General features: G+C 62.6%; 15 protein-coding genes. 9 read left to right on the top strand and 6 right to left on the bottom strand.

Annotated elements, in window-relative coordinates; translation table 11 throughout:
- Window position 1: 1 nt before the first annotated feature.
- The 7 genes from BSY17_RS16440 (at window position 2) to BSY17_RS16410 (ending at window position 7020) form a co-directional block, all read left to right on the top strand.
- On the top strand, window positions 2-1519 hold the full coding sequence (locus BSY17_RS16440; RefSeq protein WP_069066271.1) for a type II and III secretion system protein family protein: 1518 nt from the start codon (window positions 2-4) through the stop codon (window positions 1517-1519).
- A gap of 16 nt (window positions 1520-1535) precedes the next feature.
- Window positions 1536-2198 carry a CpaD family pilus assembly protein gene (locus BSY17_RS16435; protein ID WP_069066270.1) on the top strand — a complete coding sequence of 221 codons (663 nt, stop codon included), beginning with the start codon at window positions 1536-1538 and terminating at the stop codon, window positions 2196-2198.
- Between the two features lies 1 nt (window position 2199).
- Window positions 2200-3492, top strand: a complete 1293-nt coding sequence (locus BSY17_RS16430; RefSeq protein ID WP_069066269.1) for a nucleotide-binding protein — start codon at window positions 2200-2202, stop codon at window positions 3490-3492.
- Window positions 3493-3543: 51 nt separating this feature from the next.
- Complete coding sequence (locus BSY17_RS16425) at window positions 3544-4542, top strand: type II secretion system F family protein (RefSeq protein ID WP_069066268.1); 999 nt, start codon at window positions 3544-3546, stop codon at window positions 4540-4542.
- 19 nt (window positions 4543-4561) lie between these two features.
- A complete protein-coding gene (locus tag BSY17_RS16420) occupies window positions 4562-5551 on the top strand; it encodes a type II secretion system F family protein (protein WP_037476584.1) in 990 nt (329 codons plus the stop codon).
- Window positions 5552-5680: 129 nt separating this feature from the next.
- Window positions 5681-6097, top strand: a complete 417-nt coding sequence (locus tag BSY17_RS16415) for a DUF2147 domain-containing protein (protein ID WP_069066267.1) — start codon at window positions 5681-5683, stop codon at window positions 6095-6097.
- A gap of 107 nt (window positions 6098-6204) precedes the next feature.
- Window positions 6205-7020: an FkbM family methyltransferase gene (locus tag BSY17_RS16410; protein ID WP_083217150.1), complete on the top strand. Its 816-nt coding sequence runs from the start codon at window positions 6205-6207 to the stop codon at window positions 7018-7020.
- A 27-nt stretch (window positions 7021-7047) separates the two neighbouring features.
- On the opposite strand, the gene BSY17_RS16405 is transcribed toward BSY17_RS16410, so the two are convergent.
- The 6 genes from BSY17_RS16405 to BSY17_RS16380 form a co-directional block, all read right to left on the bottom strand.
- On the bottom strand, window positions 7048-7740 hold the full coding sequence (locus BSY17_RS16405) for an aspartate/glutamate racemase family protein (RefSeq protein ID WP_069067036.1): 693 nt from the start codon (window positions 7738-7740) through the stop codon (window positions 7048-7050).
- A gap of 81 nt (window positions 7741-7821) precedes the next feature.
- The gene (locus BSY17_RS16400) at window positions 7822-9243 is read right to left on the bottom strand and encodes an NAD(P)(+) transhydrogenase (Re/Si-specific) subunit beta (protein ID WP_069066265.1); all 1422 of its coding nucleotides are present in this window, start codon (window positions 9241-9243) and stop codon (window positions 7822-7824) included.
- Window positions 9243-9527, bottom strand: coding sequence for a proton-translocating transhydrogenase family protein (locus tag BSY17_RS16395; RefSeq protein ID WP_006950157.1), 285 nt, complete (start codon window positions 9525-9527; stop codon window positions 9243-9245). Before BSY17_RS16395 ends, BSY17_RS16400 begins: the two co-directional genes overlap by 1 nt.
- A gap of 1 nt (window position 9528) precedes the next feature.
- A complete protein-coding gene (locus tag BSY17_RS16390; protein WP_083217149.1) occupies window positions 9529-9894 on the bottom strand; it encodes an endonuclease domain-containing protein in 366 nt (121 codons plus the stop codon).
- A 143-nt stretch (window positions 9895-10037) separates the two neighbouring features.
- A complete protein-coding gene (locus BSY17_RS16385; protein ID WP_037476578.1) occupies window positions 10038-11162 on the bottom strand; it encodes an NAD(P) transhydrogenase subunit alpha in 1125 nt (374 codons plus the stop codon).
- 36 nt (window positions 11163-11198) lie between these two features.
- Window positions 11199-11324 (bottom strand): aa3-type cytochrome c oxidase subunit IV, encoded by a 126-nt coding sequence (locus BSY17_RS16380; protein WP_037476577.1) that lies wholly within the window; start codon window positions 11322-11324, stop codon window positions 11199-11201.
- A 156-nt stretch (window positions 11325-11480) separates the two neighbouring features.
- On the opposite strand from BSY17_RS16380, the gene BSY17_RS16375 reads away from it, so the two are divergent.
- Together BSY17_RS16375 and BSY17_RS16370 are read left to right on the top strand one after the other, a co-directional pair.
- Window positions 11481-12926 (top strand): sigma-54-dependent transcriptional regulator, encoded by a 1446-nt coding sequence (locus BSY17_RS16375; RefSeq protein ID WP_069066264.1) that lies wholly within the window; start codon window positions 11481-11483, stop codon window positions 12924-12926.
- A gap of 78 nt (window positions 12927-13004) precedes the next feature.
- Entirely contained in the window at window positions 13005-13631 is a 627-nt protein-coding gene (locus BSY17_RS16370) for a hypothetical protein (protein ID WP_037476575.1), read from the top strand.
- Window positions 13632-13639 lie beyond the last annotated feature (8 nt).

The raw sequence follows: 13639 nt of genomic DNA, 5'->3' as shown, positions 1-13639 counted from the left end.
GATGAAGACCATGCACAGCTTCGCACGGCGCATCGCGGTCAAGCCGCTCGCTGCCCCGGCCCTCGCCATCGGCCTTGCCATTCTGGCGACCGCCGTTCCCGGCACGGCCGTCAACGCCGCCCCGTCCAGCGCGCAGGACAATGCCATCCTGATGTCGGTCGGCGGCAGCCGGGTCGTCAATCTGGGTGCCAAGATGTCCGATGTGGTCATCGGCGATCCCAATGTGGTCGACGTGCATGTCCGCTCGCAGAACCAGCTCTATCTGATCGCCAAGAAGCCGGGGGAAACCACGGTCTTTGCCACCGCCACCAATGGCAAGGTGCTGTTTTCCGGCACGGTGCGGGTCGGCAACAATCTGACCAGCATCGACGATATGCTGCGTCTGGCGATGCCCGGCGCGCAGGTTGCGGTCAACAAGATGAACGGCATGGTCCTGTTGACCGGTACGATCCAGGCGCCCGAAGACGCCGCCGAAGCCGAACGGCTGACGCAGGCTTTCGTCGGCAAGGATGTGACCGTGGTCAGCCGCCTGCGTATGGCGACGCCGCTGCAGGTCATGCTGCAGGTCAAGATTTCCGAAGTCGCCAAGGATGTCGGGCACAAGATCGGCACGAATTTCAGCTCAATCGACAGGAGCGGCGGCAAGGTACTTGGCAGTGTCGGCGGCGGCACCAGGGACTTTGCGAGCTTCAACACCGAAACAAATAGCTGGGACTTCACGACGCCCGCTAATGGTGGCTACAGCCTGGGCGGCGTCGCTCGCATCCTGGGCATGGACATTGCCGGAGCGCTGGACCTCGCCGAATCGAGCGGCCTTGCCAGCACCTTGGCGCAGCCGAACCTGACCGCCTTGTCGGGCGAAACCGCCAGCTTCCTGGCAGGCGGCGAATATCCCTACACGATCAACAACGGTCAGCAGGGCAACAGCATCGAGTTCAAACAATATGGTGTGCAACTCGCCTTCACGCCGACCGTGCTGGCCGATGGCCGCATTTCGCTGCGGGTTCGCCCGACCGTGTCGACGCTCGACTTCACGCTGAATGCCGACGTCCCCGCGCTCAAGAGCCGCACCGCCGAAACCACGGTGGAACTGGGGTCGGGCCAGGCCTTCATGATCGCTGGCCTGCTCAACAATGAAACCAGCAACGGCATCAACAAGGTGCCCGGCATCGGCAATATCCCGATCCTGGGCAGCCTGTTCAAATCGCGCCAGTTCCAGCGCAGCGAGACCGAACTGGTCATCGTCGTCACCCCCTATCTGGTGAAACCGATGAACGCATCGGACGTGCATCTGCCGACCGATGGATTCCGCAACGCGGATGTGGGCCAGGGTCTGTTCCTGCAACAAGGGCATGACGGCGTCAGCGGCGCGCGCGCGCCGATGCCGACCCGCGCGCCCGGTAGCGGCGTGCCGACCCCCGGCCCGCAGGCGATGGCGACCCCCGCCCCGGTCGTTGCCAGCGCCGACAGCCGCAAGGCCGGGAAATCCGGCGCGGCCGCCCCTGGCTTCAGTTTCTGACGGAAGGACGAACGACATGACCTCCCCTCTCCCGACCCGTCTATCGCGCAAGTCTCTGGCTGCATTGGCCCTGATGGCTTTGCCGCTGACAGCCTGCGTGACCGATAGCCAGAACCGCAGCGTCGATTCGGTCCATCAACCGGTCGTCAGCTACGCCGCCTACACCTATGATGTTCAGGCTGGCGCTGGCGATATGCTGACGCCCGCCGAAACCCGTCGCCTGGACGACTGGTTCACCTCCATTGGCCTCAGCTATGGCGATCAGGTGGCGATCGTATCGGACGGCTATTATGGTCCCGCCCTGCATGATGGCATCGCCGACGTGGCGGCGCGCCGGGGTCTGCTGGTCGGCACAGACAGTTCAGCCGCAGCCGGTGTCGCGCCGCAGGGCATGCTGCGCCTGGTCGTGCGCCGCGCCACGGCAACCGTGCCTGGCTGTCCCGACTGGTCGGCCAAGCAGGAAGCCGAAATGAACATGGGCGCGTCGAGCAATTATGGCTGCGGCGTCAACAGCAATCTGGCGGCGATGGTCGCGAACCCAGAAGATCTCGTCCGGGGCCAGGGCACCGACAGCAATTTGCGGACGGCGACTTCCAACCGTGCCATCACCACCTATCGCGAAAAGCCGCCGACCGGTGCTGGCGAACTCAAGGAAATGCAGGCCGGAGGAGGCGAGTAACATGAACGCACCCTGGAAACCCGGCGCGGCTGGTCCACGCGATCCGTTCCACGCCTTCGTCTGCGACGATCATAGCTTTGACATGGTTCGCGCCGTGGCGGCCGAAATGGGCTGGGCGCCTGAAAAAGTGAACAAGGGTGGGATGCGCAATGCGGTCCAGAGCCTGTCGATCACCGCTTCGCCCCAGATCCTGTTCGTCGATATGTCCGAAAGCGGCGATCCGCTCAACGACATCAACAGCCTCGCCGAAGTGTGCGAACCGGGCACCGTCGTCATCGCGGCGGGCCAGGTCAACGACGTGCGCCTCTACCGCGATCTCGTCGCCAGCGGCATTCAGGATTATCTGCTTAAGCCGTTCGGCGCCGACCAGTTGCGCGATGCGCTGGCCAATGCGCAGGCGGTGTTCATGGCGCCGCGCGATGCGACGCCGGACCGACCGCATATGGCCGTCGCGGTCATCGGCACGCGCGGCGGCGTCGGCGCGTCCAGTCTGGCGACTTCGCTCGCCTGGATGCTGTCGGACAAGAAGAAGCGCCAGACCGCGTTGCTCGACCTCGACGTGCATTTCGGCACCGACGCGCTCGCCCTAGATCTGGAACCGGGCCGTGGCCTGACCGACGCGATCGAAAATCCGAGCCGGATCGACGGCCTGTTCATCGAGCGCGCCATGGTCCGCGCCAGCGACACGCTAGCGATTCTGTCGGCCGAAGCGCCGATCAGCCAGCCGATGCTGACCGATGGCGGTGCCTTCTACCAATTGCTGGAGGAGTTCCGCTCGGTCTTCGAATGCAGCGTGGTCGATCTTCCACGCAACATGCTGATCCAGCACCCCCATTTGATCAGCGACATGCAGGTCACGATGGTCGTGACCGAACTCACGCTCGCGTCGGCGCGCGACACGATCCGCATTCTGTCCTGGCTCAAGACGAACGCGCCCAACAGCCGCGTCGTCGTGGTCGCCAACCGCGTCCACCCTGGATCGCCGGAGATCAGCCGCAAGGATTTCGAACAGTCGATCGAGCGCAAGGTCGATGTCCTCATCCCCTTCGACCTGCGCGTGGCATCACAGGCGGCCAAGCTCGGCAAGACGCTGGCCGAAACCGCCAAGGGCAGCAAGATCGGGGCAGCCTGCTCCAGCCTGCTCGAAGAGATATTGGGTGCAGCGGAGGTGGACCCTGCCCAATCGGGTGGAAAATCTGCCGCGAAAAAGGGCGACTCCCTGCTCGGCAAGATCGACTTCAGGGCCATGATGCCGTCGCGACGCAAGGACAAGGCCGCCGCGCTGGAAGATTGACGACGCAGGTCGCCCGGTGGCGACGGCAGCCCATGAAGGACGGGGTAGATAATGGACGGCAATTTCATCCTGATCATGGTGTTGATGGCGACCCTCATGGGCCTGGCCGTCGTCGCCTTTGCCGGGCCATCACCGGAAAAGGCGCGCAAGCGCCGCGTCGCGATGATCCGCGGCCGTCACAGCGATTCGGCCGAAGCATTGCTGGAAGCGCGCATGCGCAAGGCGATTTCCAACCGCTCCACCACCATCGAAACCAAGATGCTGGTCTCGCTCATCCCCAACCCGGAAAATCTGACCAAGCGGATCGTGATGACCGGCAAGAAGTGGACGCTCAGCCAATATATGACGGCCAGCGCATTCATCTTCCTGGGGCTTGCCGCCTTGCTGATGCTGCGCGGCTTTCCACCGCTGATGGCGCTGATGTTCGGTCTCGCCGCGGGCCTTGGCCTGCCGCACTGGTGGGTCGGTCGCCTGATCACCAAGCGGGTCAATCAATTCACCGCCAAATTCCCCGATGCCCTGGAACTGCTGACGCGCGGCCTGCGCTCTGGCCTGCCGATCGCGGAAACATTGGGCATCGTGTCGAGCGAAGTGCCCGGACCAGTGGGCGAAGAGTTCAAGCTCATCACCGAACGGATCAAGATCGGCCGGTCGATGGAACAGGCGTTGCAGGAAACCGCCGATCGCCTGGGCACGCCTGAATTTCAATTCTTCGTCATCACCTTGTCGATCCAGCGGGAAACCGGCGGCAACCTGGCCGAAACCTTGTCCAATCTGGCGACGGTCCTGCGCCAGCGCGCGCAGATGAAGCTCAAGATCCGCGCCATGTCGTCGGAATCCAAGGCGTCGGCCTATATCATCGGCGCGCTGCCTTTTCTGGTGTTCGGGATGATCTGCTACATCAACTTCGACTATATGAGCCCTTTCTTCACACCAGACCCGGCGGGCCTCTTTGGCCTTTCGCTGATGCAGGTCGTGGGCATAGGTGGCTTCTGCTGGATGGGCATCGGCGCGTTCATCATGGCGCAAATGGTCAATTTCGAAATCTGATCGGGACGGGAGAAAAGATATGGACGCCCCTGCCCCAGTCGGCACCTTGTTTGGCCTGACGGCCACTGACGTCGGCACCCTGCTGGCCGCGCTGGCGACGCTCGCCATGCTCTTTGCCCTTTATGCGGTGATGACCGTGCGCGATCCGATGGCCAAGCGGGTCAAGGCGCTCAACGAACGGCGCGAACAGTTGAAGGCGGGCATCACCGCCTCCACCGGCAAGCGCCGCGCCAGTCTGGTCAAGAAGAACCAGACGACCGACAATATGCGCTCCTTCCTGTCGAGCCTGAAGGTCTTGCAGGACGACCAGCTCAAGGACGCCCAGATCCGCCTGGCCCAGGCCGGGATCCGGTCCAAGGATCTCGCTGTCGCCGTGATCTTCGGCCGCATGTTCATGCCGATCATCATCGGCGGACTGGCCGTCACCCTGCTCTATGTCGTCGGCATCCAGCCGGAATGGGGACCGTTGAAGCGCTTCTTCGCCTTCGCCATCACCCTGATACTCGCTTATAAGGCGCCCGATCTCTACATCGACAACAAGGTGACCAAGCGTTCGGCCGCCATCCGCAAGGGACTGCCCGATGCGCTCGACCTGCTGGTCATCTGCGCCGAGGCGGGGCTGACCGTCGATGCCGCCTTCAACCGGGTCGCACGCGAACTGGGCAAGGCTTATCCCGAACTGGGCGACGAATTTCAGCTGACCGCGATCGAACTGTCGTTCCTCACCGAACGGCGCATGGCGTTTGAAAATCTCGCGACGCGCGTCAAGCTGGATGCAGTCAAGGGCGTGGTGACGACCATGATCCAGACCGAAAAATATGGCACCCCGCTTGCCTCCGCGCTGCGCGTCCTCTCCGCCGAATTCCGCCATGATCGCATGATGCGCGCGGAAGAAAAGGCGGCACGCCTGCCCGCGATCATGACCGTGCCGCTCATCCTCTTCATCCTGCCGACCCTGTTCGTCGTCATCCTGGGTCCGGCGGCCTGCTCGATCAGCGAGGCCTTCTAAAAATTGCGGCCACGCGCTGCGCGATGCCGTAGCGTTTCGCGCCAAACTGCCTGCTTCCGCCATAAATGGCGGTGGCGGGCACCGCGCATCCCGCCTATCTCTGGTCCCAAGACCAAGAGAGAGGATCGCATGAAGAGCATCGCATTCACCATCGCCACATTGGCCGCTGCCTCGGCCCTGCCCGCCCAGGCCGCTCAGCCCGTGACCGGCCGCTGGACCACCGTCGATGGCAAGGCGATCGTCCACATCGCACCGTGCGGCAAAAGCCTGTGCGGCAAGATCGAAAAGATCCTCAAACCCACCCCCGGCCGTCCGCACACCGACGCGGAAAACAGCGATCCTGCGCTACGCTCGCGCCCGCTGGTGGGCCTGCCCTTGTTGACCGGCTTTTCCGACGCGGGCGACATCTGGAAAGGGACGATCTACGATCCCGAAAGCGGCAAAAGCTACAAGTCCAAGATCAACCGCAACCCCAATGGCACCTTGAAGGTCCAGGGTTGCATCGCGTTCCTTTGCAAAACCCAGACCTGGACGCCGACGCGGTGAGCCGAAACGGGCGAGTCGGAACGATCGTTGACAAGTTTCCGACCAGCGTGAAGAAGGCCAAGGGCCAGAGCCGCAAGGCTGACCTATCAGCAGCAGGGTAGATTTCTATGTTCGCCAGTTCCGTAGCCGGCCGGTTGGATCGTCATAATTTCGCTGATAGACTGGTACAAGCGAACGGCGGATCCTGGCCAGATATGGAAGGATTGATCCGAGATCTTTATGTCGCCCATGCTCGGCCGGGCGATACGATGCTGGATGTCGGGGTCAATCATGGCGGTCATTTCATACAGATGGGCGAGGCCGTGGGCGAGGCCGGTCAAGTCGTAGGTTTCGAAGCAGCACCGGAACTTGCCCGGCGCACGATGGCAACGGTAGATCTCCATTATTCCCATCTTCGGCCGCGACTGACCCTCCATCAATGCGCCGTGTCCAATGAACCCGGCGAAGCCACCTTCTATTTCAGCAAAGCAAATGACTCTGGCCTTAGCGGCTTGGCGAACCGGGCCATTCTCGCCAGTGGTGAAGTCGAAGAAATAAAGGTAAAAATGCATACCATCGATAGCATGGTCGATGATTATTTTGTGGCCCTGTTACGCTTTGCCAAATTCGACATTGAGGGTGCGGAATATCATGCATTTTTAGGCGCTAAAAAAATATTCGACAGCCAACCTATCGTTACGTTCGAATGGGATTCGAGTGCGCCAGGCTATTTCAAATATCAGCCCGAAGATCTATTTGGCTTCATTGCTAACCGCGGCTATCGTATATTTGACCTATTTGGCTATGAATATTCCAGTGTAGCCGAGTTCGTCGGAGCGCGCGTTTGGAACTTCGTAGCAGTCCCCCTTGGGCTTGACCCGGCCCACATCCTGTCGCCCAGTCTTGACACCATGACAAAGGCATTCCCGGACATTTTCCGCTGACCAAGCGGCAGGGCACCGGACCTTGCCTTACCCCCCCAGGATAAAATCCACGCCTGCCATCGCGTGAATGCTGGTGCAGTCGTAGATCGGCAAGACATTGGCCTTCACGTCGACGATCAGTTCCAGCTCGGTACAGGCCAGCACCACCGCCTGCACATCCTGCTTGGCGATGTCGGTCAGCGCGCTTTTCATGAAGCGCTGCGAATCCTTGTTGATCCGCCCCGCCGACAATTCCTCATACATGATGTGATTGATCCGGTCGGCCAGTGCAGGATCGGGCGGCAGAAGCGACATGCCATGGCCCACCAGCCGCTGGCGATAGAATTTCTCCATCATCACATTGCGCGTACCGAGCAGCGCGGCGGTGGTGATACCGTCCCGCTTCATCGCCTGCCCCACCACGTCGGCGATATGGATGACCGGAATGGATACAGCCGCCTGCACCCGGTCATGGACGCGATGCATCGAATTGGCGCAGATCAGCAGCGCCTGCGCCTCGGCCGCCTCCAGCCGCCGCGCCGCCGTCACCAGCGGGACGGACGCGCAATCCCAATCGTCGTCCGACACGCATTGCGCCACCGCCGCGAAGTCCAGGCTTTCGATCGCCAGTGGCGCACTGTGCAGCCCGCCCTGGGTCCGCTGCACCGCTTCGTTGATGATCTGATAATAGCGCGCCGTGGACGCCCAGCTCATTCCCCCGATCAGGCCGATCTTGCGCATCTGATGTTCTTGCCCCGCAATGAAAAAGGGACGGCCGAGCGGTCGCCCGGCCGTCCCCATGATGGTTAGGGGAAGCCCGGCTTAGTGGGCAAGCCCCTTGACGATTTCTTCGACCATCTTCTTGGCATCGGCGAGCAGCATCATGGTGTTGTCCATATAGAACACTTCATTATCGACGCCGGCATAGCCCGCCCCGCCCATGGAACGCTTGACGAACAGCACCGACTTGGCGTTGGCGACGTCCAAGATCGGCATGCCATAGATGGGCGAAGTCTTGTCGGTCTTGGCCGCCGGATTGGTGACGTCGTTCGCGCCGATGACGAAGGCGACGTCGCACTGGCCGAACTCGCTGTTGATGTCCTCCAACTCGAACACTTCGTCATAGGATACGTTCGCTTCGGCCAGCAGCACGTTCATATGCCCCGGCATCCGGCCCGCGACGGGATGGATCGCATATTTGACGCTGACGCCTTCCTTCTTGAGCAGGTCGCCCATTTCGCGCAGCGCATGCTGGGCCTGGCTCACCGCCATGCCATAGCCCGGCACGATGATGACGCTGTCGGCCTGCTTCATCAGGAAGGCGGCGTCCTCGGCCGAGCCACGCTTGTAGGGACGGTCGATGACCGGCCCACCTGCGCCCGAAGGCCCGGACTCCGCGCCGAAGCCTCCCGCGATCACGCTGATGAAGCTGCGATTCATCGCCTTGCACATGATGTAGGACAGGATCGCGCCCGACGATCCCACCAGCGCGCCGGTGATGATCATCGCGCTGTTGCCCAGCGTAAAGCCCATCGCGGCGGCCGCCCAGCCCGAATAGCTGTTGAGCATCGACACCACGACCGGCATGTCCGCCCCACCGATCGGTATGATCAGCAGGAAGCCGATGATGAAGCTGAGCGCCGTCACGGTCCAGAATATCCAGGGGCTCTGGTCGGTCACGAAATAGGCGATCAGGCCCAATATCGCGGCCAGGGTGCCCAGGTTGATGACATGCCGCCCCGGCAGCATGATCGGCTTGCCCGACATATTGCCGTTGAGTTTCAGGAAGGCGATAACCGAACCGGAGAAGGTGATCGCGCCGATCGCCACGCCCAGACCCATTTCGATGCGGCTGGCACCATGGATTTCACCCGTCACGGCATCCAAAATCCCGAACGCACCGGGGTTGAGGAACGCCGCTGCGCCCACCAGCACGGCGGCCATGCCGACGAGCGAGTGAAAGGCCGCGACAAGCTGCGGCATGTCCGTCATCGCGATCCGTCGCGCGATGATGAAGCTGATGCCGCCGCCGATGACGATGGCACCAATGATTTCAGGCAGGCTCACCACGTCATGGGTATAGAGCGTGGTGGCGACGGCGATGGCCATACCCACCATGCCCATGCGGTTGCCGCGACGGCTGGTGGCCGGGCTGGACAGGCCACGAAGGGCCAGGATGAACAGGACGCCCGCGACCAGATAAGCGAGGCTCACGCCCCATGGGATCTGTGCGATCTCATGCATCACTTGCGCTCCTTCTTCTTGTACATCGCCAGCATCCGTTCCGTGACGGCAAAGCCGCCGAAGATGTTGACCGATGCAAAGACCACCGCGAGCAGCCCCAGATATTTGGCCGCCGCACTCCCCGCCTCCGCCGACGCGACCAGCGCGCCGACGATGATGACGGATGAAATGGCGTTAGTGACCGCCATCAACGGCGTATGCAGCGCGGGCGTCACCGACCACACCACATAATAGCCGACGAAACACGCCAGCACGAAAACCGACAGGATGGAAATAAAGTCCATTCTAGTCCTCCCCTATTCTCTCTTTGGCCATCGCCTTTACCCCGGCGACGACTGTGTCCAGATCGTTCAATATTGCGATGGCGGGTATGCGAAGGACATGAATGCCGCGTTCCGCAAACCAAGCATCGCGAATTGCATCGCTTTGTGGCGCATCGCCGCGATTATGGGCTTCGCCGTCCACTTCAACGATCATCCGGGCCTGATGGCAGTAAAAGTCTGCCACATAAGGACCAGATGGATGCTGTCTGCGAAATTTCAGGCCATTAGTTTGATCGCGTAACGCATTCCACAGCAACACTTCGGGTAGCGACATGGCCTGCCTGAGAGACTTGGCCCTCAACATGCCGACATCGCCGCCTTGCAGCACCTATATTCCTCCCCTGTAAGGGGAGGTGGCACGCGCAGCGTGACGGAGGGGTGTCACCCTATCGATAGGGTGACACCCCTCCGTCAGGGCTTCGCCCTGCCACCTCCCCCCATGGGGGAGGATTATAGGGGCAAAATCCGCCATCAACTCGCCAACAACCGCTCGTTCACGACCTTGCCGCCCTGCGTCAGGCGGATGGCGTTGCCGATTTCCTCGTCCAGCACCGGCGCTCCCTTGTCCTTGTCCCAGAAGGCTGACAGGAAGTTGAACAGGTTGCGCGAGAACAAAGCGGACGTGTCCGCCGCCAGTCGCGACGGCACGTTGCGGTGGCCCACGATCTTGACGCCGTGGCGCAGGGCCACTTCGCCGGGCACCGCGCCTTCGACATTGCCGCCCTGCTCGACCGCCAGATCGACGATCACGCTGCCCGGCTTCATCGTCGCGATCTGCGCGTCACTGATCAGGCGCGGCGCGGGCCGCCCCGGAATGAGCGCGGTGGTAATGACGATGTCCTGCTTGGCGATATGCGCTGACACGAGTTCGGCCTGCGCGGCCTTATATTCGTCGGACATTTCGGTGGCATAGCCGCCCGATCCTTCGCCCTCGATGCCCGCGACCTTCTCGACGAAGATCGCCTTGGCGCCCAGCGACTCGATCTGCTCCTTGGTCGCGGCGCGCACGTCCGTCGCGCTGACCTGCGCACCCAGCCGCTTGGCGGTAGCGATCGCCTGCAGGCCTGCCACGCCCACGCCCATGATGAAGACGCGCGCGGCCGACACAGTGCCCGCCGCCGTCATCATCATCGGAAAGGCCCTGCCATATTCAGCGGCAGCATCCAGCACAGCCTTGTAACCCGACAGGTTCGACTGGGACGACAGGATATCCATCGACTGCGCGCGCGTGATGCGCGGCATGAACTCCATTGCCAGCGCTTCATAGCCTGCCGCCGCATAGGCATCGACCCGTGCCCGGTCGCCGAACGGATTGAGCCCCGCCACGATCCAGGCACCCGGATTCACGCCCGACAGGCTGGCCACGTCCGGCCCCTGCACGCCCAGCACGATGTCCGCGCCTGCGACCGTCGCGGCTCGATCGGCGACGGTCGCACCCGCCGCCGCATAATCGGCATCGGCGATCGACGCGGTCAGCCCGGCCCCCGCCTCGACGGCGACCTGCGCGCCAAGGCCGATAAATTTCTTCACCGTTTCCGGCGTCGCGGCAACACGGGCTTCGCCCGCTGCCTGTTCTTTCACCACTGCTATTTTCATTATTATGGCATCCCCTCCCTGTACGTCGCGCCGTGCTTAGCTGGAGATCAGCAGCACCACGATCGCGGCCACCGCCACCGAGGCGATCGTGCCCCACTTCATCAGCCCCACAAACCCCGAATAGGTCTGGGTCGCATCCTTGATATTTCCGTCCGTGGCCATGCTGGGTCTCCCTATTGTGGTAAAATCAGGCCAACCTCTTATCCGCAACCTGCCCCCCCCTTCAACCCGCCCAAGGCCAAGAAAATCTTTCGCAGTTAAGCGCGCCTTTACCCCGCGTCCCTATCGTCGGTCGCCTGTTGCAATTGAGGGGTGCGAATGGCGCGCGACGGCATACCAATGCTGATGTTGATCGACGACGAACCGGCGCAAAGGCGGCTGGTATCGGCACTCGCGGCGCGTGCGGGCTGGCGCACGATCTTTGCAGGCGACAATGAAACCGCCATCGCGATGCTCGGCACGCAGGACGGGATGCAACTCGACGCGATCATCCTCGACCAATGGAGCCCCGATTATGAGCCAGCCGGCCTGGTCGGCGAGATTCGTGCCCGTCGCCCGGCGCTGCCGATCCTGATCCTCACCGCCCATAATAATGTCGCCGTCGCGGTCGATGCCATGCGGGCCGGGGCCACCGACTATCTGTCCAAGCCGATCGCGCCCGAACGCCTGCTCGCCGCACTCAACGCCACGCTGACCGATGGCAGCGATGGCGAACTGCGCCCGCTGACCGAAAAAATCACCGCTCCCCTCTCCTTCGAGGATGTCGTCGGTTCCGCGCCGCAATTCCGCGCGGCCCTCGCCATCGCGGCCAAGGCAGCCCGCGCCCGCGTGCCCGTCCTGATCGAAGGCGAAAGCGGCGTCGGCAAGGATGTGATCGCACGCGCGATCCACGCTGCGTCGCCACGCCACAAGCAGGCGATGGTCACCGTCAATTGCGGTGCCATCCCCACCAACCTCGTCGAATCGGAACTGTTCGGCCATGAGCGGGGTGCCTTCACTGGTGCCTTCGACCGGCATGTCGGCAAATTCGCCAGCGCCGACATGGGCACGCTCTTCCTCGATGAAGTCAGCGAAATGCCTATGGATGCGCAGGTCAAATTACTACGCGTGCTGCAGGATGGCGAAGTCCAGCCGATCGGCGCGCGCCGTCCGATCCATGTCGATGTGCGCGTCATCGCTGCCACCAACAAAAAGCTCGCCGAAGAGATTGAGGCGGGGCGCTTTCGCGAAGATCTTTATTATCGCCTCAACGTGGTCCAGCTTACCATTCCCCCGTTGCGCGAACGCATGGGCGACATTCCGGCTTTGTGCCGCCACCTGCTGACGCGGATCGCCGCGCAGCCGGGCCTGCGCGGCCTCGGCCTCACCGACGATGCGCTTGCGCTGCTAATGCAGCATGGCTGGCCCGGCAATGTCCGCCAGCTTCAGAACGCCCTGTTCCGCGCGGCTGTACTGTGCGAAGGCGATGCCCTGACGCCGCAGGATTTCCCGCAGATCGCTGCTCAGATCAAGGCGAGCGACCCGCTCGATCGCCTGTCCATCCGCCCGCGCGCCGCCAATCAGCCGCATCGTGACGGCGCGGGCATCACCCTGTTCGAAGGCGACGGCCATGTCCGCCAGCTTGCGGACATCGAAGCGGACGTCATTCGCCTTGCTATCGGCCATTATCGCGGGCGCATGACGGAGGTCGCCCGACGCCTGGGAATCGGCCGATCGACCCTCTACCGCAAACTGGCCGAACTAGGCATCGACAGCGCCGCCTGACCGGTGAACATGACGTCCTGTCGCCTCCTTTCGGGCAATGTCGTTGAATTATCGCCGCGCCTATGCTTTGGATCGCGCATGAACCGTTTTCCCCTTACCGCTTGCCTGCCCTTCCTGTTGCTCGCCGCCTGCGGCCGCACCGAACCGGTCGCCGATATGCCGAGCCAAGAGGAATTGGCCGCCGCCGCCAATGCCGCCGCGGCAGAAGCACTCGCCACGCAGCAGAGCGACGAAGGCCTGGAATCGCTCGATTATGTAAATGCCGCGCGCGGCTTTTCCGTCACGCTCCCCGAAGGCTGGGTGAAGGATGAAAGCGCCAGCAATGCCGATGGCGTGGTCTATGAAGATCCCGGTGCCGGCGCGGACGTGCGCGTCTTCTGGCAGAAGAATGACGGCGACCAGACATTGCAACAGATTGTCGAGGCGGTCAGCGACGGGGCCGAAGGCGTCGATGGCGATTTCATCGGCGACAATGAATATCGCGGTACCGCCAATGACGGCGAAGGCAATAATGTCGCCGTGCGCCTGCTGCGCCAGCCGGACGGATCGATCGTGACCGCGACCTTCGTCTATCCCGAAATGCTGAGTGAACAATATCAGAGTATTTCGGACGCGCTGTTGCGGAGCCTGCGACTATTGCCCGCCGCGACACCGGCCGCCGCGCCGGAAGCCGCCGCCAATGCGGCGAGCGCGCCCAAGCCTTAAAGCCGCGC

This window comes from Sphingobium sp. RAC03 (assembly GCF_001713415.1).
In the GTDB taxonomy this organism is placed as follows: Bacteria; Pseudomonadota; Alphaproteobacteria; order Sphingomonadales; family Sphingomonadaceae; genus Sphingobium.
This window is presented reverse-complemented; position numbering and strand designations above follow the sequence as displayed.

Excerpts from the sequence above, each read along its gene's own strand:
- BSY17_RS16405 (WP_069067036.1), bottom strand. The coding sequence starts at position 7,740 with ATGCGCAAGATCGGCCTGATCGGGGGAATGAGCTGGGCGTCCACGGCG.
- BSY17_RS16430 (WP_069066269.1), top strand. The coding sequence starts at position 2,200 with ATGAACGCACCCTGGAAACCCGGCGCGGCTGGTCCACGCGATCCGTTC.
- BSY17_RS16400 (WP_069066265.1), bottom strand. The coding sequence starts at position 9,243 with ATGCATGAGATCGCACAGATCCCATGGGGCGTGAGCCTCGCTTATCTG.
- BSY17_RS16420 (WP_037476584.1), top strand. The coding sequence starts at position 4,562 with ATGGACGCCCCTGCCCCAGTCGGCACCTTGTTTGGCCTGACGGCCACT.
- BSY17_RS16410 (WP_083217150.1), top strand. The coding sequence starts at position 6,205 with ATGTTCGCCAGTTCCGTAGCCGGCCGGTTGGATCGTCATAATTTCGCT.
- BSY17_RS16375 (WP_069066264.1), top strand. The coding sequence starts at position 11,481 with ATGGCGCGCGACGGCATACCAATGCTGATGTTGATCGACGACGAACCG.
- BSY17_RS16415 (WP_069066267.1), top strand. The coding sequence starts at position 5,681 with ATGAAGAGCATCGCATTCACCATCGCCACATTGGCCGCTGCCTCGGCC.
- BSY17_RS16385 (WP_037476578.1), bottom strand. The coding sequence starts at position 11,162 with ATGAAAATAGCAGTGGTGAAAGAACAGGCAGCGGGCGAAGCCCGTGTT.
- BSY17_RS16380 (WP_037476577.1), bottom strand. The coding sequence starts at position 11,324 with ATGGCCACGGACGGAAATATCAAGGATGCGACCCAGACCTATTCGGGG.
- BSY17_RS16440 (WP_069066271.1), top strand. The coding sequence starts at position 2 with ATGAAGACCATGCACAGCTTCGCACGGCGCATCGCGGTCAAGCCGCTC.
- BSY17_RS16435 (WP_069066270.1), top strand. The coding sequence starts at position 1,536 with ATGACCTCCCCTCTCCCGACCCGTCTATCGCGCAAGTCTCTGGCTGCA.
- BSY17_RS16425 (WP_069066268.1), top strand. The coding sequence starts at position 3,544 with ATGGACGGCAATTTCATCCTGATCATGGTGTTGATGGCGACCCTCATG.
- BSY17_RS16395 (WP_006950157.1), bottom strand. The coding sequence starts at position 9,527 with ATGGACTTTATTTCCATCCTGTCGGTTTTCGTGCTGGCGTGTTTCGTC.
- BSY17_RS16370 (WP_037476575.1), top strand. The coding sequence starts at position 13,005 with ATGAACCGTTTTCCCCTTACCGCTTGCCTGCCCTTCCTGTTGCTCGCC.